This window comes from Paenibacillus sp. DRB1-1, from assembly GCF_052119485.1.
GTDB classification, from domain to species: Bacteria; Bacillota; Bacilli; order Paenibacillales; family Paenibacillaceae; genus Paenibacillus; species Paenibacillus polymyxa_B.
The window spans coordinates 1,420,494-1,447,270 of record NZ_JBODQH010000001.1 but is presented as its reverse complement, the minus strand read 5'-3'; the positions used below and the strand labels follow the sequence as shown (position 1 = coordinate 1,447,270).

Genomic DNA, 26,777 nt, shown 5'->3' with positions numbered 1-26,777 from the left:
TTGTAGTTGTAGGGTATGAGAAACGTGTAGCAACATGAGGAAATATAGAATGTAAGCTCTCAAAAAGCTGGTTTAACAAGGAGTAAAAAACCTTAATGATTCTTATGTAAAAAGTCATGACGTCAGGTATTATTATTTTTTAATCTTTACATACCTACCGAAGGTATGTAAAATAAAAGATACCTACCGAAGGTAGGTTTTAAATGATGAGAGGATGAGTCGATCATGAATAAATCTCGCAACGAAATCATCTTTACGTTAATCATCAATCTTGTATTGCCTTATTTGACTTATCGCCTGCTAATTCCGTATACGAGCAGTGTGGTGGCTCTGTCTATCGCTGCTCTTGTACCACTATGCGACTCGATCTACAGCCTTATACGGACCCGTAAAGCAGATGTGTTCTCTGGCTTTATTTTTCTTGGTCTGATTCTTGGCGTCGTGGCTGTTCTCTTGGGCGGTGATGAACGCTTTATTTTGCTACGGGAGTCTTATGTGACCGGTATTATGGGGGTGGTGTTTCTAGGTTCGCTGCTCTTTGGTCGACCATTAATTTATTATTTTGCGGAAAGATTCACAGGCCATAATCCTCAGATGAACGATAAATGGGAGAAACTTCCCCGCTATCGCTTTAATTTCCGCCTGATAACGGCGGTGTGGGGACTCAGCCTGCTGCTGGAAGCCTTCATCAAAGTAGTGCTGGTATACTCGTTGTCCATACCGACCTTTCTGGCCGTATCCTCGTTCTTCACTTACGTGATTATTGGTTTGACGATCTGGTGGAATATTGGTTTCATTAAACGAATAAAAAGACAGACAACCGGGAGGTAAAAGATTATGCAAGACAAAGCGATGAACGACAGTCTAAAAAAGCTGCTTGAGATTGCCGAAGAGATGATTATGGAGAAAGGCTGTCGGGCGACGACACTACAGGATATTGCGGATCGCAGCGGACTGACTAAAGGAGCCATTTACCATTATGTCAAAAGCAAAGATGAATTGTTCGGTATGATTCTGGAGGCGGGAATGGAGAAAACCAATCAGCGTTTTTTTGAATCTGTCGCCCGGACTCCCGCAGGACCAGAAGGAATCAAGTCCCCGCTTAACACCTTAACTGAACGGCTTCGTAACATCGGCAGTGGGAACAGCGCTACCAGCCTGATTTTTATCTATCTACTCAGCCAACAGGATAAGCCCGCCGTGGCAGGAATTCTGAAACGTTATCATGAAGCATCTATCCTCACTGCCAAAACGTGGATCGAAGTCGGACAGCAGAATGGAGCTATCCCTATTTCAATCGATGCGGACAGGACAGCTCGGATGTTCACCGTGTTCAAGAACGGACTGCAAGTTCAGCATAACATAGTGACCGATGGCGATAAAATCAACGAACTGGAAATTTACGAGTTCTTGATGAATGCGCTGGGGGGCGCAGGCAGAGGCTAGTGAGCCCCTCCATTCGTTTTGTTATCCCCGGATCTTACCTTTAAATTTATATTTATTGAGGAAAAATCTAGGGATAACAGCGATCGGAACGGTATCCTCCAAAATCATTTTTTATCATACCTCCTATGAAAAGTTAAGTGTTTGTCCTCACGTGAATCGAGAATTCTCATCAGCACTGCTAATCACCCAAGCACATTTTACAGCATGTGATGGATGCATATTGAGATTTATGCGTTATTTGCATAAAGTTTTTTTAGTATATAAGCTGAGTTAAAAATGTACATGAGGCGCCACTACGCTGTCGGGTGGTGCTTCCCATCGCTGTAATACTGGAATTATTCTATAAAATTCAAAGAGAGCTAAACATAATAGAGTTAAAGCTTTAATTTGCTAGGTTTATATGCAAACGCTATCATTCTATAATTTACACATAAGGGAGGTAAAAGTAAAAAAACGGGATATGCACAGATAAGAGATGTGTTACAAACAGAATCAACTAACAAGCAGGTGTATGGGACAAACACAAAAATTTTAGGAGGTAGATTATGTTTAATTTTAGTAAGAAAATGATGACGGTAGTTCTTGCAGCTTCCATGAGTTTTGGGTTGTTTGCAACAACCTCAAGTGCAGCGACAGACTATTGGCAAAATTGGACCGATGGCGGTGGGACGGTCAATGCTGTTAATGGATCAGGCGGTAATTACAGCGTAACATGGAAGGATACCGGGAATTTTGTTGTCGGCAAAGGCTGGACTACTGGATCGCCAAACAGAACGATTAACTACAATGCCGGTGTCTGGGCGCCGTCCGGTAATGGATACTTGGCTCTCTACGGGTGGACGAAAAACTCACTCATCGAATATTATGTCGTTGATAGCTGGGGGACTTATCGACCTACCGGAACGTATAAAGGTACGGTGACCAGTGATGGGGGCACATATGACATCTACACAACAATGCGATACGACGCCCCTTCCATTGAAGGCGAAAAAACGACGTTTATTCAGTACTGGAGTGTTCGACAGTCGAAGAGACCGACCGGGGGTAACTCCACGATCACTTTCAGCAACCACGTGAAAGCATGGGCGAGCAAAGGAATGAATCTGGGGAATAGCTGGTCTTACCAGGTGTTAGCAACAGAGGGGTATCAAAGTAGTGGGAGTTCTGACGTAACGGTGTGGTAATCACTCAACCACAAGCTGTTCAACGAACAGGCGCGGTTGGGACTGTCTCACAGGATAAGCGGGTTTTGAGAGCTGTCTGATAGATAGGGTTTAAATGAATCGATCATAAGTGATTTGACTTGGTAAATTAAGCGCAAAAAAGGCACGTTTTCAGTTTTGAAAATGTGCCTTTTTTGCCATTAATTTAAAGTCGAAATGGCAAACGTAACAATGCGTGTCATCTGCTTAATTTGCGCCCTTCTTTGTCGAGAAACAACAGTTCGTAGTATTTTTTTGGTCGCCCTTTACTGTTGTCTCGTTTTTCAAATACCGTTTGTACGTATTTACTTTCTTCAATTTTGTTAAGGATACGGTTTGCACCTCTGACGGTCATGGACAGGCATTGAGCAACATCCTCAGAGGATAATTTATTTGTTCTCATGATTTCTGCGTAGGACATGATTTTTTGCAAGTTAATGTTGTTTATTCCGATAGTTTTGGCTAACGCGATGATTTCCGGGTCCCCCTGTTCAGAGAACTGTATGACATTCATGCTCCGCATTGGGCCGATAACCTTCTGATCCTCGTTTATAAAAAAGCTGCAGCTACCCGTAAAGGCTTCCGCCTGTCTGTGAGCTTTGGTGGCGTTAATGTTAGCTTGAAAATATTCATGCCCTGAGCCCCACCCGATCTTCACCTTGTCGCTTATGCGCTCTTCCAGATACTCCAGCAGGGTGCAGTTATGCGCGTTAGAGGTGATTTTCATGAAATTTCCATAGGTGGTGTATAGTCTGACAAAGCCTTCCGAAATTTGGGCCGTGTCTGCCAGATTCACGCTTCGCAGAAATCTGCCGACAAGGACCTTTAGCTCATGAAGCTGCTCTTCAGATGGCGGTTCCGCCGTTTTGGTCGATAAGCATGCGACAACTGCCCTCTGACTCTTAAGCTTGAGGATGGTAATCTCGTTGATGATCTCTCTTATGGTCTCTTTAACGTTTTCCAAAGTGGGCCGGATTAAGATATATCTGACTCCGTGCTTTTTGAGTTCTGGAACAAAGTGGCCGAACGCCGTGATGGACAGGTCTATTTTCTTATCTTCCCACAGAGTGATATGGTTTTCGAGCATTGTTTCCACCCGTTCGAGCAGATCGTCGTTGTTAATGGGCTTTCCCTCATGAGTCAGGTATTGTTGGAATTCACTGAAAGAATCGATAATATACGCATAATCCACATAGATCCTAGATATATCAAGCTCAGGATATGTAACCAGTAGCCGGAAAAGTTCCCTATATAGAAGGTTTTCATTATCCTGCAAAATGTGAATAGGTACTTTTTCATCCAAGCATTCCTTATCAATTGACTCGTAAAGCATCCTGCCACTGATAACAAATCCATCTACCGAACCTAAGTTTTTAAGATATATGTCTTTTGTTTCCCGGAAGTTGTTGATCGTAAGAAAACGGAACTGACATACCGACCGCATTTCTTCTTCAATGGCGCGGAAATAGTCCATATGGGTCTCAGGCGTGATAATACCCAGCTTGATTTTCATGGTAGATTCCTTTCATAAACAGTTCAATCAAAAGAGTTATATCACAATAAATGTAATATTTCAATGTTCCGGTAGCCTCCAAAAAAAAGCGTTCTTAAAATGTCTTATTTTCTCTTTACATTTAATAAATTTAAAAGTACGATAAAATTGTTCTTAAAAAGTCTTAAAATAAGAAGGGGGGGATGTTTACTCTGTTCTTACGTTCATTCAATTTGTGTTTTGGGAGATGTTCATTGTGATTGAAGAAGCTGGAGACTTTTTGAGTATGGCCCATCAGCTGCAGGAAAAATTGGTCATGTACAGGCATCATCTGCATGCGATTCCGGAACTTGATTTAAGTTTGCCCAGGACAACTGCCTACGTAAAAGAGGTGTTGGAGTCGATGAGTCTTAAGCCCACTCCCGTAGGAGAATCAGGTCTAACGGTTACGATCGGCGGACAACATGCCGGGAAGGTGATTCTTATTCGTGCGGATATGGATGGGCTGCCCACTCAAGAAGAAACGGATATTTCTTTTGCGTCGTTGAATGGAAACATGCATGCATGCGGTCATGACTTGCATACTTCCATGCTGTTGGGAGCTGCGGAGATCCTGAAGGCAAACGAAGAGCAGCTTCGCGGGACGGTTAAGCTTATGTTTCAGCCGGGTGAAGAGACTCTGCACGGGGCAAAGATGATGCTTGAGAATGGGATTCTCGAAAATCCTAAAGTGGATGCAGCCATGATGCTTCACGTGTTGACTGGAATGCCAATTCCTGCCGGGCAATTTGTAGTGCCTGAGGCCGGAGAAGCGATTTCAGCTTCTTCTGATTGGTTCGAAGTAATCATCCGCGGAAGGGGCGCACATGGAGCGATGCCTAGTGCCGCAGTAGACCCATTAAATGTAGCTGCTCATCTTCATCTGGCGCTGCAGGGGATCGTAAGCCGTGAAATTTCGCCAATGGAGAGTGCAGTTCTTACAATTGGAGTGATGGAAGGTGGAAGTACAAACAACGTGATTCCCGATACTGCCAGAATGAAAGGCAGCGTACGCACATTTAACGCCGCATTGCGGGATGAAATGGAAACCCGTATCCACGAAATTTCTGCAGGTATTGGAGTAACTTTTCATGCAAAGGTGGATGTGATTTATACCAGGGGCTGTCCTGAGGTGAAAACGGAAAGCGGGCTGAACCATCAAATGAGAACTACTATTGCCAACACTTTTGGCGCCAGTTCCTTTATCGGTATAACACAATTGATACCCGGTGGTAAATTAATGGGATCAGAAGACTTCGCATTTGTATCACAAGCGGTGCCAAGTACCTCAGTGTTTATTAACGCAGGCAATACCGAAGAAGGTTATGGTTACCCTATGCACCATCCAAAGACGATGTTCTCGGATGAGGTACTTTATAAAGGGGCTGCGGCATACGCTGCTTTCGCCAGAGATTGGCTTGAAAGTAATAGATAATATCTAAACAAAACTAGGAGGAATTGAAATGACAGAGCGACGTATGATTGGACCAACAAAATTTGAAGAGTACTCGGTGAAGTACAAAGACTTTCTATTAATGACCCGTCGTGACGGAATAATTGAAGTGCGGTTGCACACCGACGGAGGGCCGTATCAACATTCTTGGGAAGCCCATACTGCATGGTCCCATGCATGGTCAGATATTGGCCGTGACCCTGAAAACGAGGTAATGATCATTTCTGGAACAGGGGATAAATGGGTAATAGGGAACCCTGATGTCTGGAATACAAAATTTATGGACTGGCCGAAGCAAAAGAAGCTCGAACAGTATCATGAATCGCTGAGACTGCTTGAAAATTTGATATTCTGCATTGACATCCCCACAATAGGGGCGATCAATGGGCCGGGAACGCATTGTGAACTCGCAACTCTCTGTGATATTACTATTTGTACAGAAGACGCGGACTTTTTTGATCCTCATTTTCTGGGAGGCACATCTCCCGGAGATGGAATGTTACTCACGCTGCAGAACATGATAGGTTTCAAGAAAGCAGCATATTACGCTTACACTGGCAAGAATATCAATGGTCAAACCGCATTGGACCTAGGCATAGTTAGTGAAGTCCTCCCCCGCGAAAAGCTCCTTCCACGTGCTTGGGAACTTGCGGAGATGATCATGCAGGCACCACGTTCAACGAGACATCTCTCACATTCAATTATATCCCGTCCATGGAAACAAGCCTTGGTCAGTGATCAAGGGTTCCAGCTTGCTCACCAAATGTTCGATATGGCTATTGATGAAGAAGGTGCTCTTGAGAGACTGATGAAGATGCAAGGACGTCTAATGGGCAACGAAGTTCAATAGAGATATGGCGGGACCTACAAGATTCGAAAAATATTCGGAGAAGTACAAGGACTTGTTCTTCATGACTCGCCGTGACGGCATACTCGAAGTGCGTATGCACACTCGCGGGGGACCTCTTCAATTTGACTGGGCGACCCAAACTGCATATGGCAATGTATGGTCAGATGTTGGCCGTGACCCTGAAAATGAGGTGATGATCCTTACAGGGACAGGAGATTTGTGGCAAATAGGCAATCCTGAAGTCTGGACAACAAAATTCATGGATTGGCCGAATAACCGGAAACTGGAATTATATCATGAATCGTTGAGAATGATTGAAAATATGATCTATTGCATCGACATCCCCACAATTGGGGTGATCAATGGTACAGGCTCACACTGGCAAATGGGAACGCTTTGTGATATTACCATTTGTGCTGAAGGCACAGAGTTTTTCGATGCTCATTACCTAGGCGGTGTACCGCCTGGAGATGGAATCGTCTTAGCACTTCAAAATATACTGGGAATCAAGAAAGCGGCATTTTGCGCATACACGGGTATGAATATTAATGCACAAGCGGCATTAGACCTCGGTCTGGTTAGTGAGGTACTGCCTCGTGAAAAGCTTCTTCCACGTGCGTGGGAACTGGCAGAGATGATCATGCAGGCACCTCGCTTTGTAAGACATCTTACTCATTCGATTGTGTCGCACACATGGAAAAAAGCCCTTGCCAACGATCAAGGTCTCCAGCTTACTCACCAATTGTATGACATGGCCATTGATGAAGAGGATGTTCTTGAGAGGCTGATGAAAATCAAGGAACGTTTTCAGAGGAACGAGCGATAGTTTAAACGATGCCGAACGTTTATATTGGTCAAGCAGTAGGAAGATCTTATGCCAAAGAAAACTGAAAACTGAGAAAGGATGTAAGGGTGCTATGAAATCTTTGACAGAACTCTATAAGGTTGGCAGTGGACCATCCAGCCCCCATACAATGGGGCCGGAGAAAGCCGCCAGAATCTTCAAATCAGAAAATGAGGATGCCGAACGATTCAAGGCATTGATTTATGGTTCCCTTGCAAAAACAGGCAAAGGCCATATGACGGACAAGGCCATTATTAAAGCACTGTCACCATTTCCAACGGAGATTGAATTTGTTCCACACGCAGATTTTATTCTGCCCCATCCCAATACCATTGATTTTTTTGCTTACAAAGACGGGCGGCAAACAACATCCATGCGTGCTGTAAGTATCGGCGGCGGAGACATCGTTATTGAGGGACGGGAGGAGATGCTGTCGCCCGATGTCTATAGGGAGAATAGTTTTGTATAAATTAGTAAAATTTGTAAAGAGAACAATATCCGCCTAAGCGATTACGTCGAGCAGTGTGAAGGCAAACAGATATGGGATTTTTTCTATGGGATTTGGGAAGCGATGAAGCATTCGGTCAACGAGGGGCTTTCAGTCACAGGTATTCTGGAAGGCGGTCTCCATGAGAACGCAAGGCGCAATTTCTTTATAATCAGCGGCATATTGATGAGAGCCCGGAGACGCGGGAAAACAGGATTGTCAGCGCATATGCTTTCGCGGTCAGCGAACAAAATGCCGCCGCCGGTGCAATCGTAACGGCCCCGACCTGTGGGGCCAGTGGTGTCATGCCGGCCGCGCTCCTTTATATGCAGCAAAAGAAGCATGTCTCGGACGAACAGATCCCCCGGGCTCTGGCAGTAGGCGGGCTCATTGGCAATCTGGTCAAGCAGAACGCCTCCATCAGCGCTGCTAAATGCGGCTGCCAGGGGGAGGTTGGCACTGCTTGCTCTATGGCATCGGCTGCATTGGCAGATCTGTCTGATATGGGTATCGACCAGATTGAGTATGCAACGGAGGTTGCGTTGGAGCACCATTTGAGGTTGACCTGTGATCCTATTAACGGACTTGTTCAGATCCCTTGCATCGAGCGGAACGCCGTGTGGCAGAAAAGCCTGTGCAAACATTGGGCCGCAAGCGAGATCACACGCGGGATGATAAAATCCTTGAGGCGACAATCGATATCCTCGCCGATACGAGTTTCGATGGTATGACAATGGACATGGTCGCGGCTCGAGCAAAGGCTGGGAAGGCGACGGTTTACCGCCGCTGGTCTTCCAAGGCGGAGTTAGTCCGAGACGCCTTGGCCTGGATGAATCGAAATCATCTTGAGCTCGAAAGCTTGCCTGATACAGGAACCTTGCGCGAAGATCTCCTCGTGCTTTTGAAGCCGCAATCGATCGCGGAAGAAGAACGAAAATTTCGAGTCCTAGCGGGTCTAGGCTCCTTTTTGCAGCATCCGGAATTTGCCGAAGCAGGAACAGCCGGGATTTTCGAGCCATGGGTTGTTGTGAACCGCGAGCTTATGAACCGAGCCGTCGTCCGCGGTGAAATTCCCGCTCACGCGGACATTGAGATGGCTTGCCAGGTCATTACTTCAATGGCTTCCTTTCGCGGACTCATCCAGCGCAAACCGTTACAAGCCTTTCTTCACAGCGCTAATCGATGGCATTCTACTGCCTGCACTCAAAAACCCGCAAACAGCTCCAAATATCATGGACAGATGGTGACGAGGCACTTACCAGAAGAATCTACAAGGTGGATCAATCACAGAAATGATTCAACTAACGGGAAACAATATTTGAATTTAGAACAGGGTTTGAAAAGTGAAATATAAGGGATTAGGAGGCACGGGTTTGCTCGTCTCGAAGTTTGCGCTGGGAACGATGATCTTCAGAGGTAAGAACTTTCCGATGAGTGTGGCGATGGGGGCGCTGAATAAGCAAGATCCTGCAGGTAGGGGGCATTTTCCTTTTTTAAATGACAATTGCCCTTATTCCCCGTCCACGTACCTAAAAAAGGCAGGATCGGGGAGTGTCCTTATCCTGCCTGCTTGGGTGTTATATGTTTTCTACTGTACTAACTTATCCAATTCTGGCTGCAATTTGGTCCGCAAAACATACAACATGATGGCACCAACAAGGAATGCGACCGCATCCGCAATGACAAGCGACCAGACCACCCCGTGGAAGCCGTTCATTTGATTGGCGATAAACAACACAGGAATCAGAGTAATCCCTTGAATAATTGACATAATAAACGCGGCAGTTCCTTGCGCTGATGCTTGGAAGATCCCGGTAAACAATGTGGTCATTCCTGTAATGAACAAGGATAGGAACGTCACATGTAGAATGTAGCTGCCCATTCCAATTAATTGCGAGTCATTTGTAAATAAACCAATTAAGTGGTCGGAAATCAAATAGACGATGATGCCGAATACGACTGCTAACGCCACAATCACTTTGATCGTAAATCCAATGGTATTCTTCATGCGTAATTTATTCGCTGTGAAAGAGAAGGCAATCAACGGCACGACTCCCTCGCATAAGCCCATCAGAATAAACTCAGGAAATTGCAATAAACGTGATGAAATTCCGTAAGCCGCTACGGCCTGATCCCCGTATTCGACAAGAAAATGGTTAAAGATGAGCGACATTGCACCCAAAAAGATACTCATAATAAAGACGGGAACTCCGATTTTGAATACATTGCTCAGAATGTCCTTGGTAGCCTTGAACCATTTTACGGAGACGGTTAAGAATTGGCTCTTATATCCCATATGGAAGGCGTAGAATGCACTCGCAACCAAGTTAGAAATGACCGTAGCAGACGCAACGCCGATCACATCCCAATGGAGCACGAAGATGACTAACGCGTCGAGAATAATATTTATAACAACACTGAGAATCATACCGATCATCGACGTGATTGCTGCACCCTCCGAACGCACGATATTCTCTAGTGTGAAGAATAATACGACGAATGGTGAGCCAATAAGCATAATCGTGACATAGTCCTTCGTGAATCCGAAGGAGTCAGACGTTGCTCCCAGGCCATGAACGATTGGATTGATCAACGGGAGACCCACGGCCATCACGATAAGACCGAGAACTAAACTGCTGTAAAAGGCGAATGAAGACACATGCTTTACCTCATCATATTTTTTCTCACCTAGCAAACGGGAGATGAATGTACCGCTACCCATGCCAATCAAATTGCCTAGCGCCATAATGATTGCGAATAACGGCAGGGTTAGTGCGAGTGCGGTTAACATGGCAGTATTGTGAAGTGTACCAAGGAAATAGGCATTCAAGATGGAATAAATGACACTCATTGACGTGCCTAGCATCATTGGTATAGCGAAGTGAGCTACGGCTTTTGCGACCGGTGCTTTTTCAAAGTAATGGAGGTTTTCTGCATCCATGCGGATCACTACTTTCTTTATTTATTTATTTTGTCTTTCAGTCTAACACCGTTAGGTTGTACCTTACAGTGTTAGATGGTATCATGAACCAATGAACCTGTAAAGCATAAACTTACACTGTTAGATAAAAGGGCGGATGACATGAAAAAGCAGCAACCTCAGATTTCGGAGGATAAGATTTTGGAAACCTCGTGGGAGCTTCTTAGAGAGGAGGGCATCGAGAAATTAAGCATGAGACGATTGGCCGACAGGTTAGGGATTCAGGCTCCCTCTCTGTACTGGTACTTCAAGAGCAAACAGCATCTCTACCAGCGTCTGGCCAACCAGGTATCGAAAATGATTCTGGAAGAGTTCCACTCCGAGGGGGAATGGAAGGAGCAGCTGACGGGGCTTGCGGTAACGGTACGGAGCGTGCTCAGCCGATATCCCTGCTCCACGCAGCTCATGATGATGACGCTGCCCCACGAACCGGACATCATCCGGTTCACCAACCGTATGCTGCTCTGCGTGGAATCGACGCCGCTTGAGCAAGAGCAGAAAATGCAAGTGGTTACTACGCTTGTGAACTATGTCTTCTATTTCGTTCTAGACGATTATCAGCATGAGCGCAATGTCTCCGCTATCTTTAAGGACCAGAAAGCGCATCCGGGTGAGGAGATGATTCGCCTTCTGGACTCCATGAGCGAGACGGATGTGGGACTGTTTCGGAGGATGTTCACGAACGGGCTGTTCAATCTGATGGGAACCGACGGGGCGTTTGAGTTCGGCTTGAAGCTGATTCTGTTGGGGATTGAGCAGGTGATAAAGGAGCAGGAGAAGTAGTATGTAAAAACCGCCCATCCGGTTATTGGATGGGCGGTTTCAATTAGGTTTACGTTTACCCTAAATTGTTGGTTCTTTTGGCGTAATCAAAACCTACGGGTGATCTTTTGAAAGAGGGTTAGATATCGAGTTTACGGGTACCGATCCATTTCACCATGTCAGGATCGCGATGTGAAAAGAACAGGCTCTGTTTCGTATCTAACGTAGTAATCGACTCCATATCCTCTTGGCTTAACTCAAAGTCAAAGATATCGAAGTTTTCGATAATTCTCTCTTTACGAACAGACTTTGGAATCACAACAACTTCTCTTTGTGCCAACCAGCGTAAAACCACCTGAGCAACAGATTTATTATACTTTTCAGCTATGGATACCAAGATTTCATGCTGGAACAAGTTGTTTTTCCCTTCAGCAAAAGGCGCCCAGGATTCGATCTGAACATTATTCTCTTTCATGAATTTTGCATTTTCGATTTGCTGGTTGAATGGGTGCGTTTCAACCTGGTTTACGGCAGGAACTACTTCATTATGAATAATCAAATCGATCAGGCGATCCTCATGGAAGTTACTAACGCCGATTGCACGGACCTTTCCTTCACGATACAATTCCTCCATAGCGCGCCAAGAACCAAACACATCTCCATATGGCTGGTGAATTAAATACAAATCCAAATAATCCAACTGCAATCTTTCCAGTGATTTTTCAAATGCCTTTTTTGTACGCTCATAACCAGTATCCTGAACCCAAAGTTTCGTAGTGATAAATAACTCCTCTCTTGCCACGCCACTACGTTTGATCGCTCTGCCAACTGCTTCTTCATTTAGATAGGAGGCAGCGGTATCAATCAGCCGATAGCCTGTCATAATAGCGTCATAAACACTTTGTTCACATTCATTTGCATCTTGGATCTGATAAACACCAAAACCGAGTATAGGCATCTCAATCCCATTGTTCAAAGTTACTTTTTGCATATAAAATCCTCCAGTATTTTTAATTATTATGTGTAAATCAACTACAATCCATATTCTTAACAGACATCCACTTCACATCCTTATTATGCACCAGATGACAAAGCGATCGTTATCCCGTTCGTGCCAAATGTTTGCCTAATCCTCTCACTACCACCTATTTAACAGATACATATGGACTATATTAGTTTTCATACGCGACTCAGATTTTTCCCCATACCCTATCCCAAAAATTCTTTACATACGCAGACTCCAAATTCTACCTTAGGAGCGAATCTATCTTAATAAATACCCTCACATCTGGAAAAACCCAACGTATCGATTCCCCACTACAGCAACTCAAAATAAATTCTCGATTTTATAGTGTCTGTTTGTATGATTTGATCAAACCCCGATGTATCTATGAAAGTCTTGCATTATTTAAATAGAAAAAATCTCGTTACAACAGCGATCGGAAGAATGATCTGTATGTGCAGCGCTCGCTACTCACCACTATAACTCATCTCATGATTAGGTTGAAATCCTATATAAATCGGTTGAAAATGTTGATTTTACCAATGGACAAGGATTTGTACAATAGAGTTGTAACGCTTACATTTCCAAGGAGGTTGCGGCGAAATGAAGAGACTTCAGGTGATTGGCAAGCAAATCAGGACCCCGAGATCCAAAAGGAGGCCGTGTTGATGAAATTTAAGGGAATATTGGCGGCATTTTTGTTATTAACCACAGCGTCTGTGTTGTTTGGGACGCATACGGCAGAGGCCCATGAACTATCTAATGACAAGCTGACGATTCAGACAGGCGAGCATGGAGAAATTTCATCAATACGTATCAAAGGAGATGCTTTTCCGACTGAATATGTGATGAACGCAACGGTTACACCTGAGCAGAACACCGCAGATCATCAATGGCTAGGGGAGCTGATGTTCACGTACCGCTTGGATGGAGGCAGCTGGACGAAGGCATGGACGAACAAGTCGGCAGACGCACGTAAGATCACAACCAGTGGTAACCGTGTCACTGTCACGTACGAGAATTCTACTAATGCAGAAGGCATACGCAATTTTAAAGTCATTGAAACGTATTCGGCAGAGTCGAATGGTTCGGTGTTGTGGAATATACAGGTGCAGAATACAAGTGGAAAAAAATTGGAGATTGGCGATTTCGGTTTGCCTCTGCCTTTTAATGAGCAGTGGACCAACGGTGATGCGATCTACGAAACTAGAGTGGTGACGCATTCCTTTGTCGGCAATAACAGCTCCTATATTACAGCTGGGCGTCCCAGCGGCATTGGTTCTTCCCTGCTGCTGATTCCTGATTCCACAACGGGTGCGGGCTTTGAGTATCAGGATCACTGGCGGGATGAGGAGCATCCAGGCAGCAAATGGGCCTGGAATCCGGCCAACGAAGGCAAATGGCTGGAAGGACTCAATGTATTTTATATTCATTCCAATGTCATCAAGTCCACCAATCGGGGGTATTTGCCCAATACAAGCCTGATCCTGAATCCTGGTCAAAGCAAAAACTATGGCTTCAAGTTTCTGGCGGTGAAGGACGAGCATGATGTAAAAGATACGTTGTACCAAGAAAACTTGGTGGATACAACAGTCGTACCTGGCATGATCGTGCCTACGAATCAAAAAGCGAAGGTGGACCTGCGCTCCAAGCAGGCGATCAGCAAAGTAACCTATCCAAACGGAACCGTTATTCCGCAGACGGATAGCAAAGCCGGAGGACATTACATTTATGAACTGAAATTTACTAAGCTGGGCCCGAACTTCATAACGGTAGAATACGGCAACGGCAACAAAACGGTGTTACAGTTCTATGCCATCGAGCCGATTGATCAGGCGTTGCAACGGCATGCTACATTTATGGTCGACAAAACCCAGTGGAATGTGCCGGGTGATCTGCGCGACAAGGTATTTGACGATTGGATGATGCATACCAAATCCAAACGCAACATTTTTAACGGCTATTGGGGTTGGGGAGACGATTGGGGTCTGACCCACGGACAGTTCCTGGCTGAGAAAAACACACTGTCTCCAGTCGCCAAAGAGGTGCGGGCAGTAGACGATTATTTGGAGACAGCGATCTGGACAAATCTGATGAACGGACATCATGAGGATTATTTAATTCATGATTTCTTGATGCCAGAGCCTAACGATACACCGACCTATCGAGGGTATGCGTATCCGCACGTATACAACACGTATTTCAGCATGTACAAGATTGCCAAGGAATACCCGGATCTTGTCACTTACAAGCATCCAAAGGAAACCTATTTGCTGCGGGCGTATAACATTTTCAAAGCATTGTATGAAGGGCCAGTCGCGTACAACTGGGAAACAGGTTTGATGGGCGAACTGACCACACCGGATATTATTCAGGCACTTCATGATGAAGGCTATGATGATGAAGCGAATGATCTCAAGGAAAAAATGGATCGTAAATATAACAATTTTAAAAATACAAAGTATCCTTACGGTTCTGAATATAGCTATGACAATACAGGGGAAGAGGCTGTATATACGTTAGCCAAGCAGAATATAGATACAGAGGGCGAGCAAAGTAAAGCCCTGGAAATGATGAGTAAAATTAATGCCAAAACCCGTGCGGCACGCGGTCATATGCCCGTATGGTACTACTACACCGATCCGGTGACGATTACCGGGGAGAACTGGTTTAACTTCCAGTACACGACTTCGCTTGCCGGATATGCGATGGATGACTGGATTCGCCATCATGAGGACAATCACCGTGAGGAACAACAGCGGTTGTCCTATGCAGCTAAAATTGCCAATGTTGGAGCGATTAACTCCGGGCAAATCAGCTCCGACCCTGAAAACATCGGGGCGGTCGCATGGACGTATCAAGCGGAAAAAGGCAATAACGGCACGAACGGCACTGGCGGCGGTAAAAATGTTCCGCTCTTTAACGGCTGGCGCGGCATGAGCGGTGAGGCTGATCTCGGATTGTTCGGTGCGCTCAAAACATTAAGTGCTGATATCGCGATTGATCCTATTTTTGGATTGACGGGCTACGGTGCAGAGGTGAGCAAAAGCGGCAACGTGTATACGATCAAGCCACTGGACGGCCTGTTCAAGCGGGTCAATCTGATCACGGAAAAGCTGTATATCGAGCTGGAAAAGGACCAATATACAGAAGCCAAGTTGGCAACATCCAAGGATTATGTATGGTTCCAACTGAAAAATCAAACGCCGGGCCAAGCCCATTCCACGTACGTTACATTTGACGGTTTGAAGAAAGGAACGTATCTGGTTAAAGTGGGCGGTCAATCGCAAGGAAAGTTTAATGCGTATGCGACCACCAACAAACTTAAATTGGAGATTGGTACAGCACCCTCCTATACGGTAGAGCTGACACCGACCACACCTGATCCGAACAAAGCACCTATCGTGGATGCTGGCAAAGATTCGAAGGTAAAGCTGCCGGATCAGATCATTCTGAAAGGCACGGCTACGGATGATGGACTTCCACAAGGTAAGGTGACGAGCGAGTGGAGTCTGGTCGAAGGACCACAGGACGCGAAGGTCACATTCAGTAACAAAACATCGCTGCGCACGAAGGTGGACGTTTCCGAGCCAGGAACGTATGTGTTCAAGCTGACAGCCAGCGATTCTCAGTTGTCAGCGGAGGCTAAAGTAACGGTGGTAGCTGAAGCGGCGGCTCCGTTACTTGAACAGCTTGCAGTTTACAAGTTTGATGAAACAAGCGGTTCTATAGTTGCGGATTCATCGGACAGTGGCAATGATGCTGCTGTGAAGGGAACGGCTGCATGGGCTGCGGGTAAAACAGGCAATGCTGTCAGCCTGAACGGCAAGGACAGCTATGTGCAGCTTCCGGCGGGTATTGTCAGTCGGACACAGCAATTGACCGTATCCGGCTGGGTCAAAGCGAACAGCCTGAGCGATTATGTGCGGATTTTTGACTTCGGCTCCGGGACGAATGAATATATGTTCCTGACGCCTAAAGCAGGAAACACCATGCTGTTTGCCATTACCAACCAAGGCAACGGGCAGGGACAGGAGCAGACGATTGAAGGCCCTGTACTGCCGACAGGCGTATGGAAGCATGTTGCGGTCACGCTTTCGGGTTCCACAGGTATTTTGTACGTGGATGGAAAAGAAGTGGGACGCAATACCAACCTGACCTTGAATCCTACCAGTCTGGGTCAGACCAAAAATAATTTCATCGGCAAATCTCAGTACCCTGATCCGTACTTCAATGGTCTGGTGGATGAATTCCGTATCTACAGCCGTGCTTTGAATGCAACCGAGGTGGCAGGACTGGCCTCTGGTACAGCACAGAATCTGGCGGCAACTGAGAAAATCACCGCGTTAAAAGAAGTAAACGTGACGACTCGTGCGGGTGAAAAACCCGAACTGCCAAGCGTGGTGGAAGCTACGTATGGAGAAGGCTTCACCAAATGGGTGGCTGTGGAATGGGAGGATATAGACCCTGCACAATATGCTGCTCCAGGTTCGTTTGAGTTGAAGGGTAAAGTAGAAGGGACAGAGTTAAAGGCAATTGCGAAGGTAACTGTGATTGAGGCTGGGGCTGCGGATTCATCGGTAACACCGGTTAGTCCGGAGAATTCAGTAACCCCGCCAACTACGACACCCTCGGTAACATCTGCCTTACCGCTTCAGCCTGTTGCTCCGCTAAATCAGCGGGGGTATCCTGAATGGGAGGCAACAACGCATAGTTATGAGTAACCTTTCCCATCGTCACTTTCCTCCTGAAAAAGGGAGAGTGGCGGTGGGTATGTCATTGGCGGGAATAGCTTTGGAGAATATTTTGGAGCGCCAGATGGCTTGAATGATCGCATCGGGCCTCATACGACGGAGACGTGCAACACCTATAACATGCTCAAGCTGACAAATCATCTGTTTCAATGGAATGTTTCCGCCAAGGAAGCGGACTTTTATGAGCGAGGTCTATTCAATCATATTTTGGCTTCGCAGGACCCGGTTCACGGGGGCGTAACGTATTTTTTGTCGCTGGCGATGGGCGGCCACAAGCATTTTGAAAGCAAATTTGATGATTTTACGTGCTGTGTCGGCACAGGGATGGAAAACCATGCGAGCTACGGCAGCGGCATTTATTTTCACGATCACGATAAGCTGTATGTCAATCAGTTCATTGCCTCCACGCTGGAATGGAAGGACACGGGCGTTACGCTAAAACAAAACACTTCCTATCCAGATACGGATCATACGACGCTGGAGATTCAATGCGATCAACCTGCCTCATTTATGCTACTCATCCGTTATCCATATTGGGCTGAAAAAGGAATTACCATTCGTGTAAATGGCAAGGAACAATCGGTCGTATCGGAACCGGGCAGCTTTGTCTACATCGCCAGAACGTGGATTGACGGTGATGTTGTAGAGGTGACGATTCCGATGTCGCTGAGACTGGAGCAGATGCCAGATAACCCGGATCGGGCAGCTGTCATGTATGGACCGCTGGTGCTGGCAGGCGACCTGGGACCCTTAGAAGATCCTAAAGCCAAGGAGTTTCTGTACACACCGGTATTCATCCCCCAAACGGAAAAGCTGGATGCCTGGATACAGCCCGTGGAAGGCAAGACCAATACGTTTCGTACCTTGAATGCAGGGCATCCCCGGGATGTGGAATTGTCTCCTCTGTATAAAATGCATGACCGTACGTATTCCGTATACTGGGACATTTTTACCAAGGAAGCGTGGCAGGAGGCGGAACAGGAATACACAGCGGCACGCGAAAAGCTGGCGATTCTGGAGCAGTGCACGATTGATTTTGCCCAACCCGGAGAAATGCAGCCGGAGCGAGATCATAACTTCCAGGGAGATGCTTCAACTCGCACCGGATATGTGAACAACCGACCTTACCGGAATGCGGGAATTGACGGCTGGTTTTCTTTTGATCTGAATACAGATCCGTCTGCTCCGATGCTGTTGGTCATTACCTACACAGCTACGCTGGAAATGCCTAACTGCGGTTTTGATATTTTGATTAATGGTCATCCGCTTGAGCATTTTAGTGAAGGTTTTGATGAGGCCGATAAGTTTTACAACGTTAATGCCGCTATTCCGGCTGCATATCTGGAGGGGAAGGATCAAGCGACGGTGACCTTCAAGGCCAAGCCGGGACAGCGTATTCGCAGATTGTTTGGGCTGAGGATGGTCCACAAGGACGTGTATGAGCAACTCTATCAAGCTGGAGGTTCAGGTATACATGAATGATCTTTGTAATGTTTCGTGAGAAAAAAGTAACGTTTGATTTTTAGTCCGGTATGATTTATGATGTAAGAAATATTGGATGATGCTGGAATAATCCATTTGGTGGTATGAGCTGATATATTCATAAGTTTTGTTGCGCGTGAAGCACACGGGCTGTTTCTTCCTTCATAGGGAGAGGCAGCCCTTTTTTGTTGATATTTTGCGGAAAAATAAACTTTTTTAAAGAGTCAGTTCTATGATTTAGGGGGAGGGATTGCTCAATAGAGTCTATTTGTTAGGAATGCTTTGTATTAGAAGTTTTTCTTATAGATTTTGTAATAGGGAAACCCTATAATATATAAGTTGTATCCAGTATTTTCCGAAAGTGGGGATGCGATAAGTTTATGAGATTAGAGATGATATACATAGTTTAAAGTTTAAGCTGACAAAGGGGATAGAGAGATGAGTATGAAAAAATGGATGTTGAGTTTGACCGCAGTCACGTTGCTATGGGGCGCGACAAGTACGATTCCAACGACGGAGGCAGCAAGCAGCACCAAACCCATTGAAGTCTTGTTAAACGCGAAAAAAATACAGTTTCCAGATGCTAAACCTTTTCAGGATAGTAACGATTATGTGATGGTTCCGATTCGTTTTGTATCCGAAGCGCTAGGGGCTAAGGTTGGCTGGGAGAAAACAGGCGGTCAATTGGCTGTGTCGATTAAAAATGATGCACATGCTGTTAACATGACAGTGGGTCAAAACACCGCTACCGTGGATGGGCAGACCAAAACGTATGAAACGAAGATTATTTTGAAGCAAAACCGTACGTTTGTGCCGCTGCGGTTGGTAAGCGAAGGCCTGGGGCAAACGGTGGAGTGGGATAAGGTCAGCCGCTGGGTCTGGATTGGGAAGAAAGAAATTGCTGCGCTGGAGACTAAGGGCCTGCAACCCGTTAGTATTAATCCGTACAAGAAAGCAATTAACACTGTACCGAACCTCATAAACGATGTTTCAGATAAGCCATACGACAAAGTGGTGATCTTCAAACAATCTGACCTGCCTGTTAAGCTGCTTCGGGATATTTATTCAGTTGAACCTTATACATCTTCGAAGGGGGTTCCTTACCTGCGTATGAGGGTGAAAACGAAGTCTACTACAGCAGGGAGCATATTTTATTTGACGAAGAACAAAGATGCACGTGTGCGCTTTCCGATGGATGACTTGATGCAAGATAACGGAGATGGTACAAAGATGGTCTATTACCCAATTTATTCGTCTGGTGATGAACTCTTTCAAGGCATTAAAAATTATAAATCTTTTAAACTCCAAGACATTGAATATATTGCATTCGGATTAGCGTCAAGGGAGTATATTCCGATGATGGTCAATCCATGGAAAGGTAATTAAGCGCATGAAGAAGGCACAACGCATTCTGGCCGTAATGCTGGTGGGGGTACTGCTATTCTTGCAGCTCCCGCCTTTTTCATATCCCACGGACAAGGCTGCAGCCGATACAGAAATTACACCACTGTCCTATTTTGCAGATAGGAATGATCGCTACTTTGTCGGCATGATGTATTTTGATATGTGGAAGAATACCGCTGGAACTTGGGTCACTGATGGCGGTAAGCAGCCCGATAAGGACATGCAGGGTGAAGCCAAATTTACTTACAAGTTTAATTTTCCGGGCCGTAAAATCAAGAATGTTACAGCTAGCTTGTATACAAAAGCAGATAATTTGAGCCACCCAGAATATTTTCAGCAATCCCGTTCCGATAGCTACGATGAGTACGCCTACGCGATTAGTAGAGGCACGGATTATAAGAAGGATGTTCGTCCCTTCCAGGAGCAGGGGCTTGGTACGGATACCACTGTAATTCCTATTACTGTAAATATAAGGCTGAATGCGATGGTTCAAGCTAAAAATATAAAAGAAGAGAGTTGCCCTACCTGCGCAAAGGAAGTAGAAGCCTGGCGCATCTACCAGCCCATCCTATTCAAGATTGAATTGGAGAGTAGCCTAATCGTCAAGCATTTTACCACTGATGGAAAATCACTTAACAACGTATTTACACCAATAGAAAATGAACTAAAAGCTGATCAACTGTATGATTTCACCCCGCCAACCAACCCGAAATATGAGTATGTGGGTTATAAGAAAAGCACGACAGGTAAACCGCCAAGCGGAGATATTTTGCCGGGAATTGTACCCGGATTCACCTATGATGGTTCTTTTGAGCAGTTTACCGCTTATTTGTATTACAAAGAAGCCCAGGGCTGTCCTAAGCCTGGAGAAAGCCAAGAGGGAGCACCCTCAGATTGCCAAGATGATAATGAAAACAAGAACGGTGTTGTCTGCTCCCGCCCCGTTCCAGGTCTGCGCTTGGAAACTGCCGAATTGGACCCGACAGTATCTGCCGTTATCAAAGCGGACCAGCGTGGTCGGGAACGATTTGACGTATCCAAAGGTATTCCTACATCTGAAAGCCTATATGGTCATGTGCAAGCGAAGAGATACCTTTTTCAACATAAGTTTGTGAACATGACAGGCCAGTGTACCTATACAGTGAACGTAAAACGGGAATATCGGTTGACTTGGCGGCCTAAGAAAAAATCTCGGCGGAGTGAGACAGTGAAGCGAACCTATACTTACCAAATCGTCCGTCCGTATTCTTATTGGACGATAGATAATTTGGAGGTGTACGGCATCAAGGAGGCTACGCTCCGAAATTATGCGTTACCCAACGAAGCAATCACTTTGCGTCCGCAATCCTATACACCCCCTTCCTATGTTGCAGCGACTCAGGGCAACTTTTATCCGCCCCCTGCACCCGGGACCGTGGATGGCGGTAGCCGTAGCAAAAACGGTGGCAGCAGCAAACCGAGTGTACCTGATGACCGTAGTGTACTGAAATCCAAGGCAGAGGGGGCTGTTAAGGAAATCGAAGTGGAGAACGACACTCTAACCTTTGAAAACAAGATCATTATGAATCCGGAGCGTGTTAAGGTGAATGGCCCTAGGCCAGGCGTTATTCCCTCTTCCGGAGCGATTGGGCCGGATGTGCTGTATAGTCCAGATCATGTGATTGATAAGCATAAGATAAATAAGTCCAATACGCCCAGCAGCGGTGACATCACTTACGCTATTCTCAAAGGAAATATCAATGGAGGCGCGGATAAAACGTTCCCGATACAGGGGATCAATACAGTGACTGTCCACACTCCCGTAGTGAATCTGTCTAGTGTGTCGGACGATGCTACTCATAACCAGAAAACCCAACCTACGAAAGGGCGATCCGCGCTTATTTTGGAGCGCCCTTTCCGGGTGACGATCTCGACAGCAGGCCCACATTTGAACATTCCCGGCTATGGTGATCGGGAGTATGCCAAATATGTACGAACCAAGCAGGTGCGATTTCCGTTCGATGTCTACGACAAAGGGAAGATACAATTTTATCCGCGGGATACCTGGATCGACATTCCGGTGCAGCAGCTCGACACAGACTTTTATTTGCCCGTATGGGTGGATGAAGGCAACTATACAGTTGAGTTCCGTACCATTGCCGAAAATGCACCGGACGGGTTCACCGAACAACGCCATGCCAACACGGATATCGCCCATCATGTTGCCAATGATGTGGTAAATATAGAGGTCATCGGACGGATGTACGATTTTCATATCACGGATATTGCCGATTACCATTGGGAGCGGGTGTTTCGGCAGCGAAAAGGAAGCCCGATGCATAGCGGTTTGTCCTATTGGACGGGGCTTGGCAATATTGACGGGCTGCCCAGAGGGAACCCGGAGCCATTCACCTTGCCCGTACGCCCCGGCAGTCACCCATATGAAGGTTATGCAAATGTGGCGGTCAAGACAGGCTATCATTTCAAGTTTGACCTCAAAACCAAAGGCAATATGTTTAGCGCCAAGGACGGTATTCGCATCACGCCATCGTTCTATTGGGTGAGCAAAGATGGGCGACAGCGGGAAGAGGTGGATCTGTATACACATTCCGGCAGTCGAAAATTTATCCGTTTGGGATCGGCGGAGGACCGTGAAAAGCGATATGTTATTTTGAATGAACGGCTACGCAATGTGCCGATGGAGGAAATGCAGGACACGTCAGCCTACCAATACAAGCATGAGCTGAGTGAAGCACAGCAAAGCCAGTTGACACTGGAACGTTATGTTTCCCTGTATGCCCACCGTATTGCACGCAGCAAGACCTGGATTGGACGTTACGACTGGCTGGTACTGCCTGCGGCTGTGCGTACCTTGATTGGTCCGAAGACAGACCTGCCAGATGGGGTCAACGTGGATCGCGCTAATGCGTCGATTCAGCGCTGGTATGGTGAATATAGCCTGCCTGCTGATGTGTACGCAGTCACCAAAGGCACGGATTTGCGCGAGGTTAGTCGCCGTCAGGAGCTAAACGAGCATACAGATATATTCAAGAAAACGGGCTTTATCGTCGTCAACTTTAATGTGGAGTCACTGCGTCAGGGGGACACCCAGCATCCGCATTTACAGTATATAAATGGTCCGCTATTGAACCAGTGGCAACTGGAGGGTTACCGCCGAGAGATAAAAGACCCGTACGGGCATACCTTTCATGTACAGGATGGGGATGTAGTATTTTATCATGCGGATCAGTCCAGTCGGGACGATTTCAGTTCATTTGTCCCTCACTAGCTTGCAGTAATCAAGACGAATCCTTATCAATAGTTAGCGCGAAAAATACGAAAACGGACAATGGGAACAATCCACCGTCCGTTTTTTTATATTTCCTTTTGAGTTTATGCGAATATTTTTGCAGTCCGCTGCCTTAATGGGGAGTTTGGCGGTGTCGGGTATTCCATATCAGAAATGGGTTCGCTTCTTTTGGCCGTTACTGGCCGCCTAGTTCGTACTGGGTGCAGTATTCGTGGTTGTAGCTCAAATTATTGGATATCACTAAAATGTAAAAGGAAAATTAGATATATATTGAGCCCTCAGTATGCCGTTAACAGGCTTGGTGAGGGCTGTTTTATTTGGAATGAGTAAACAACACGGTTTTGTGTAGAGAAATCCTCGGATATTTAAACGCGTTTGGGGGAACGGCAAAACTATAATAATAGGGAATTTAATTTATGTAAGCGCAATCATTTCGGGTATTTGCTTGTCATCACAATACATTCGAGGAGGACGACCTGGATGGCTCAAGGGAAAGGCGCATGGCGAAAGGGAAGCTTGACCGCCGCGTTGGCAGCAATGCTGGCGATGACGGGGACGACTGGAGGAGTGGCTGCGGAAGACTTGTCCGAACCGACGCTGCAGGCGGAATCAGCAATCGCAGTTGAACAGAACCGTAGCGGCAGCATTCAGCTGGAAAAGCTGGATCGCGGACTGGTAGCTGCGGTGAAGCAGGAGGGGGTATTTTTAAGCTGGCGGTTATTGGCTCAAGAAGTGAACGGTTACGGTTCAACGGGGCTGACAGGAGCGGACTTTAACGTATACCGTGACGGTAAGAAGATCGCGACAGTGACCGACAGTACCAACTATGTGGATAAGGAAGGGAATGGGAAATCGGTATACAGAGTAGCTTCAGTCGTTAATGGACGGGAAAAGGATCGTAGCGCCAAAGTGAAGCCATGGCAACAAGGTTACTATGAACTTCCTCTCCAAAAGCCTGCCGATGGCGTAACACCCGCAGGTGAATCTTATACTTATTCGGCCAACGATATGAGTGTGGGGGATGTGGATGGAGACGGACAATATGAATTTTTTGTAAAATGGGACCCGTCCAACTCCAAAGATGTATCTCAGAAGGGGTATACCGGAAATACGTATGTTGATGCGTATACGGCCGAAGGCAAGCTGTTGTATCGGATCGACCTGGGCGTGAATATTCGATCAGGTGCGCATTATACACAGATGATGGTGTACGATTTTGACGGCGATGGTAAAGCCGAGCTGATGTTCAAAACGGCACCAGGGACCAAAACGATTTCTTTTGATAAGAAGGGCAAGCCGAAAAAAGAAAAATATATTACTCTGCCACGTGAGGATCGCAAAGCAGGAATTACACATGAGGACGATTACCGTTTGAGTCGCTCGGATTATTATGAGCATGTGGTGAACATGTTCATGAACTGGACGAAGCATGAAGAAGTGGTCAAGGGAAAATGGCCTGCTACGTTGGAGGAATGCTTTGGCATCGCTCCGAAGTACAGTTATCCGTTATCCCGAAAGGATGCGGAAAGCCTGACAGACTACTTTATGGATGTATACGCACCTTCACGGAGCGACAAAAACAAGCTGAGAGAGTTCGAGGGCTTCATCGTCGATGGACCAGAATATTTGACGATTTTCAAGGGGAAAACGGGAGCTGAGCTGGATACCGTCCGTTATGAGCCAGAGCGTCATGACGATGGTCTCATGTGGGGAGACTACGCCATGGCCCGAATTGAACCCGCCAACCGTGTAGACCGCTTCCTGGCAGGTGTAGCTTACCTGGACGGACGCAAGCCGTACGCCGTATTTGCACGCGGCTATTATACGCGTTCCACTTTGGCCACCTACACATGGGATGGCCGCCATCTCCAAAAACATTGGATGGTGGACAGTGGCTGGACACCGATGACCAATCCATTTAACGATAGTCCGCACGGGCGTGATGGAACGGACCGGAAATTTGGCACCTTGACCACACAGGGAGCGCATTCTTTGAGCGTGGTGGATGTGGACGGTGATGGCAAGGACGAAATCGTATACGGTTCCGCCACGATTGACCATGATGGCAGCCTGTTGTACAGCTCATTTGATGTCATGCCTCCTGAAAGCGCAACTCCGGGTCAAACCGCCAGATTGGGACATGGCGATGCGCTGCATGTGACCGATATTGACCCGGATCGCCCCGGCAAAGAAATCTTTATGGTACATGAAGGTGGCACCTACGCTCCATATGGCTATTCTTTGCGGGATGCCAAAACGGGTGAAATCATTTACGGCGCATATTCCGGCAAGGATACAGGTCGGGGAATGGTCGGTGACATAGATCCGGATCAGCGAGGTCTGGAGACGTGGGCCATAGGCCTGTGGACCGCAGCGGGTAAACAGCTGGATACGAAGATGCCGGGTACCAATATGAGTATCAAATGGGCAGCTGATATGACCACACAAATCGTAAACGGCGCAATTGATGTAACCCCAACCATTGAGGATTGGAAACGAGGTACATTGTTGACCGCCACTGGAACCAAAACGAACAACTATACGAAAGGAACTCCATCGCTGGTAGCCGACATTTTCGGAGATTGGCGGGAGGAAATGCTCGTCCGCACAGCGGATAGCTCAGCAATCCGTATCTATCTGAGCACAGAGCCTACGACGCATAAATTGTACACGTTGATGCATGATCCGCAATATCGCACGGATGTGGCGCGCCAAAATACCGGGTATAATCAACCTTCCTATACGAGCTTTTACTTTGCGTCCGATATGGATTGGGCGAATGTGCCGATTCCCAAGCTCTACACGCCAAAAGCCTTGATGGAGGAAGAGAGCAGTGATGAGGTGGATGAGGCAAAGGCAGCGGAGGTAGATGAAAAAGAAGTCGATGAAATGAAAATCGATGAAACGAAAGTCGATGGGGCGGAAATAGATGCGAAGGAAATAGAGGGAGAGTCAGCAGTCCCAGTAGTTCCTGTAGTTCCAGCAGAGGATTTATAAAGCACTAGCTGAAGACTAAGTTCTATTTTGGCGTATAAATTAAGTTAATGGATTTAGAAAACAGGCAAGTCTCTGGATTATTTAGAGGCTTGTCTTTTTGCTTTCTTAGAGCTTTCACAGTAGAGATAGCTCTATCCAAGGTCTATATTAATGGTTAGAAAAGCCTTAATAATGAGGGAAACGCTGAAAGCAGCGGAGAGGACGGAACAATTGCGAAAAAGCGTGAGCGGTCGCCTTTGTATCCGGATTTTTACCACTAGGCTATTTAATAAAATCCGGATACAACAGCGATT

General features: G+C 46.3%; 18 protein-coding genes. 15 read left to right on the top strand and 3 right to left on the bottom strand.

Translation table 11 applies throughout. The features are described 5' to 3' along the window. Nucleotides 1–225: 225 nt before the first annotated feature. The 3 genes from ACQW03_RS06310 to ACQW03_RS06300 all read left to right on the top strand — a co-directional run bounded on the left by ACQW03_RS06310 (nucleotide 226) and on the right by ACQW03_RS06300 (nucleotide 2,630). On the top strand, nucleotides 226–831 hold the full coding sequence (locus ACQW03_RS06310; protein WP_053324732.1) for a VC0807 family protein: 606 nt from the start codon (nucleotides 226–228) through the stop codon (nucleotides 829–831). 6 nt (nucleotides 832–837) lie between these two features. Beyond that, entirely contained in the window at nucleotides 838–1,446 is a 609-nt protein-coding gene (locus ACQW03_RS06305; RefSeq protein ID WP_220030822.1) for a TetR/AcrR family transcriptional regulator, read from the top strand. Nucleotides 1,447–1,991: 545 nt separating this feature from the next. Next, entirely contained in the window at nucleotides 1,992–2,630 is a 639-nt protein-coding gene (locus ACQW03_RS06300) for a glycoside hydrolase family 11 protein (RefSeq protein ID WP_023987219.1), read from the top strand. A 217-nt stretch (nucleotides 2,631–2,847) separates the two neighbouring features. On the opposite strand, the gene ACQW03_RS06295 is transcribed toward ACQW03_RS06300, so the two are convergent. Further along, nucleotides 2,848–4,161 carry a hypothetical protein gene (locus ACQW03_RS06295; protein ID WP_023987220.1) on the bottom strand — a complete coding sequence of 438 codons (1,314 nt, stop codon included), beginning with the start codon at nucleotides 4,159–4,161 and terminating at the stop codon, nucleotides 2,848–2,850. 226 nt (nucleotides 4,162–4,387) lie between these two features. Between ACQW03_RS06295 and ACQW03_RS06290 the strand changes: the two genes are divergently transcribed. The 6 genes from ACQW03_RS06290 to ACQW03_RS06265 all read left to right on the top strand — a co-directional run bounded on the left by ACQW03_RS06290 (nucleotide 4,388) and on the right by ACQW03_RS06265 (nucleotide 9,167). Beyond that, a complete protein-coding gene (locus ACQW03_RS06290) occupies nucleotides 4,388–5,614 on the top strand; it encodes a M20 metallopeptidase family protein (protein ID WP_441948792.1) in 1,227 nt (408 codons plus the stop codon). Between the two features lie 28 nt (nucleotides 5,615–5,642). Continuing rightward, nucleotides 5,643–6,482 (top strand): enoyl-CoA hydratase/isomerase family protein, encoded by an 840-nt coding sequence (locus ACQW03_RS06285; RefSeq protein ID WP_071639732.1) that lies wholly within the window; start codon nucleotides 5,643–5,645, stop codon nucleotides 6,480–6,482. Nucleotides 6,483–6,543: 61 nt separating this feature from the next. Further along, entirely contained in the window at nucleotides 6,544–7,308 is a 765-nt protein-coding gene (locus ACQW03_RS06280) for an enoyl-CoA hydratase/isomerase family protein (protein WP_258383046.1), read from the top strand. A gap of 91 nt (nucleotides 7,309–7,399) precedes the next feature. Further along, nucleotides 7,400–7,795: a serine dehydratase beta chain gene (locus ACQW03_RS06275; RefSeq protein WP_441948789.1), complete on the top strand. Its 396-nt coding sequence runs from the start codon at nucleotides 7,400–7,402 to the stop codon at nucleotides 7,793–7,795. A 200-nt stretch (nucleotides 7,796–7,995) separates the two neighbouring features. Further along, nucleotides 7,996–8,544: an L-serine ammonia-lyase, iron-sulfur-dependent, subunit beta gene (locus tag ACQW03_RS06270; RefSeq protein WP_441952318.1), complete on the top strand. Its 549-nt coding sequence runs from the start codon at nucleotides 7,996–7,998 to the stop codon at nucleotides 8,542–8,544. Further along, nucleotides 8,433–9,167, top strand: a complete 735-nt coding sequence (locus ACQW03_RS06265; protein ID WP_441948787.1) for a TetR/AcrR family transcriptional regulator — start codon at nucleotides 8,433–8,435, stop codon at nucleotides 9,165–9,167. The genes ACQW03_RS06270 and ACQW03_RS06265 overlap by 112 nt, the downstream gene beginning before the upstream one ends. A gap of 234 nt (nucleotides 9,168–9,401) precedes the next feature. On the opposite strand, the gene ACQW03_RS06260 is transcribed toward ACQW03_RS06265, so the two are convergent. After that, nucleotides 9,402–10,754 (bottom strand): MATE family efflux transporter, encoded by a 1,353-nt coding sequence (locus ACQW03_RS06260; protein ID WP_029514780.1) that lies wholly within the window; start codon nucleotides 10,752–10,754, stop codon nucleotides 9,402–9,404. A 141-nt stretch (nucleotides 10,755–10,895) separates the two neighbouring features. Between ACQW03_RS06260 and ACQW03_RS06255 the strand changes: the two genes are divergently transcribed. After that, a complete protein-coding gene (locus tag ACQW03_RS06255) occupies nucleotides 10,896–11,576 on the top strand; it encodes a TetR/AcrR family transcriptional regulator (RefSeq protein WP_441948784.1) in 681 nt (226 codons plus the stop codon). Nucleotides 11,577–11,694: 118 nt separating this feature from the next. Here ACQW03_RS06255 and ACQW03_RS06250 read toward each other — a convergent pair whose 3' ends face one another. Then, a complete protein-coding gene (locus tag ACQW03_RS06250; protein ID WP_441948782.1) occupies nucleotides 11,695–12,546 on the bottom strand; it encodes an aldo/keto reductase in 852 nt (283 codons plus the stop codon). 680 nt (nucleotides 12,547–13,226) lie between these two features. On the opposite strand from ACQW03_RS06250, the gene ACQW03_RS06245 reads away from it, so the two are divergent. The 5 genes from ACQW03_RS06245 to ACQW03_RS06225 all read left to right on the top strand — a co-directional run bounded on the left by ACQW03_RS06245 (nucleotide 13,227) and on the right by ACQW03_RS06225 (nucleotide 26,484). After that, on the top strand, nucleotides 13,227–17,282 hold the full coding sequence (locus tag ACQW03_RS06245; RefSeq protein ID WP_441948780.1) for a DUF5695 domain-containing protein: 4,056 nt from the start codon (nucleotides 13,227–13,229) through the stop codon (nucleotides 17,280–17,282). A 54-nt stretch (nucleotides 17,283–17,336) separates the two neighbouring features. Continuing rightward, on the top strand, nucleotides 17,337–18,794 hold the full coding sequence (locus ACQW03_RS06240; protein WP_441952316.1) for a beta-L-arabinofuranosidase domain-containing protein: 1,458 nt from the start codon (nucleotides 17,337–17,339) through the stop codon (nucleotides 18,792–18,794). Nucleotides 18,795–19,232: 438 nt separating this feature from the next. Further along, nucleotides 19,233–20,180 carry a stalk domain-containing protein gene (locus tag ACQW03_RS06235; protein WP_220030826.1) on the top strand — a complete coding sequence of 316 codons (948 nt, stop codon included), beginning with the start codon at nucleotides 19,233–19,235 and terminating at the stop codon, nucleotides 20,178–20,180. 4 nt (nucleotides 20,181–20,184) lie between these two features. Next, nucleotides 20,185–23,466 carry a DUF5704 domain-containing protein gene (locus ACQW03_RS06230; protein ID WP_441948777.1) on the top strand — a complete coding sequence of 1,094 codons (3,282 nt, stop codon included), beginning with the start codon at nucleotides 20,185–20,187 and terminating at the stop codon, nucleotides 23,464–23,466. 501 nt (nucleotides 23,467–23,967) lie between these two features. After that, on the top strand, nucleotides 23,968–26,484 hold the full coding sequence (locus ACQW03_RS06225; protein ID WP_441948775.1) for a rhamnogalacturonan lyase: 2,517 nt from the start codon (nucleotides 23,968–23,970) through the stop codon (nucleotides 26,482–26,484). The last annotated feature ends 293 nt before the right edge of the window (nucleotides 26,485–26,777 follow it).